Raw genomic sequence first — 1,736 nt, 5'->3', positions numbered from 1 at the left:
TAGCATTAAATCAAAGTTAAGCGATTTTGATTAAAGGCCATGATACATTGGCAGAATGCTTATTGCCTTGAACTCAGAGAATACTAAAGATTCCCACTATTTATAGCTGGAATCTGGATCCGTCGATCGGAAAAAGGTATGCAAAGTGGCAGTAGAAACCCCGGTAACCATACTAATTATATGGTTACTGGGCATCCAAATAATGGCTTGCAGGATTTAGGTTACAAACTTTATGTTGAGCCGTTCCAATAATAAATAATTCATCTCATCCTCCATTCCCAAAGGATAAAATAGTTTTAAAGTCCCTATAATTAACAAATATTCAAAGAGGTGAGGCTATGGGAAAAGAAAGAGATAAATTACTTTGGCAGTTAGGCAAAAAACCCAACACCATGACCAATGAAGAAGCCTTAAAAGAATATACAAAAAGACGGATTGAAGAAAATAACCCACCGCCAAGAATGAAAAAAATACTTGAAGAATTGAAAGAAGAATACGACCTTTAAAAATCGTTTAATTATTTTTTCTCTTTCTCTTCTGCGAGTTTTTCCAGTCGTTTCATAAGTATATCGCTGGCTGATTTATCACCGCCTAGCTGTTTATGAAAGGCTGTAATGCGTTTATAAAGTTTTTCGGTTTCATGCCCTTCATTTAAAGCGCGTTTGTATCGCCAATATTCAAGCTCTGTAATCCTTTTCGCGTCCATATCATTTGCTACGCGAGTAATCATTTTATAATCAATCACAAGCCGCCCTTTTACTGGGTCGTAACGTTGTGCCTGCATGGGGTTATCATCTTCACAAAGAACCTGCACCAGATGATTTCCTGTTAGAAAATATCTTATCTCGTTCATGTCTGAATAAGTTAGTTAGTTATTTACCGTTGCGCCATAATTAAAGACGACCTTAAATAGCTTGTGGTTTAATGCTGGCTAGCAGGGCGCTTAATGCTGTATTTATATGGCTAACCCCCTATAAATACAGGTTTTTGTAACCTGTAACCTAAATGTAACCTCATTTTTTTATTATAAGTTATTGTTATTTATATATATTATTTATAAAGGTTACAGGTTACACTATTTAATAGATATATAAGTAGCAGTATAGAAATAAAATAAAAACATATTAGCATTTAATGTATTAGTTTTTTTATATATGTTTTTTTATTTTCCTATACCGCTGTACTTTTCAGGGCTGTATTTTGTAACCTGTAACCTTTTGGGGTTTTTTACTATAACAAACAGCAGGTTGCACGAAATTATTAGGGTTACAAGTTGTATTTTCACCAAAACCAAAAAAATCACACCATTGACGTAAAGTCAATAGAAATAAACTGGAATTAGCCAGACACGCACACATTAAAAATCATGGCAGACAAAAAAGGTGGGGCGAGAAACACGATATCTAGAGCAACAATTTTACGGGCACTTAAAAAAACCAATTTTAATGCTACGGCGGCAGCAGTAGTGTTAGGGCGGTCAAGAAGCTGGCTTAAAGCTAAGCTAGCCCAAGATACCCAGTTAAGGGAATCGTTCCATGACGCGCGGGAATTGGTGCTAGATGACGCTGAATCAGCGCTACATACGAAACTTCAATCCAGATAACAAGATAAGGAATTAAAAATTTTGCACTGACATCAAGAAAATAAGCGGGTAGCGTAACCGTTGCCAAGCTTGTATCAATTGTGGCAACAAAAAAACCTAATTTATCCCAAAACAAATAATTAAGGTCGGTAAT

General features: G+C 35.6%; 3 protein-coding genes. 1 reads left to right on the top strand and 2 read right to left on the bottom strand.

All coding sequences use genetic code 11. The annotated features are described in order from the left end of the window. Positions 1–338: 338 nt before the first annotated feature. Positions 339–506, top strand: coding sequence for a hypothetical protein (locus BTHERMOSOX_RS10980; protein ID WP_171004758.1), 168 nt, complete (start codon positions 339–341; stop codon positions 504–506). 11 nt (positions 507–517) lie between these two features. On the opposite strand, the gene BTHERMOSOX_RS10975 is transcribed toward BTHERMOSOX_RS10980, so the two are convergent. Both BTHERMOSOX_RS10975 and BTHERMOSOX_RS10965 read right to left on the bottom strand, forming a co-directional pair. Next, positions 518–853 (bottom strand): hypothetical protein, encoded by a 336-nt coding sequence (locus tag BTHERMOSOX_RS10975; protein ID WP_138121170.1) that lies wholly within the window; start codon positions 851–853, stop codon positions 518–520. Between the two features lie 643 nt (positions 854–1,496). Further along, positions 1,497–1,736 (bottom strand): hypothetical protein (locus BTHERMOSOX_RS10965; RefSeq protein ID WP_171004757.1); only part of this gene is annotated, 240 nt, incomplete at its 5' end.

The organism is Bathymodiolus heckerae thiotrophic gill symbiont (genome assembly GCF_900128515.1).
GTDB lineage: Bacteria > Pseudomonadota > Gammaproteobacteria > PS1 > Pseudothioglobaceae > Thioglobus_A.
This window is presented reverse-complemented; position numbering and strand designations above follow the sequence as displayed.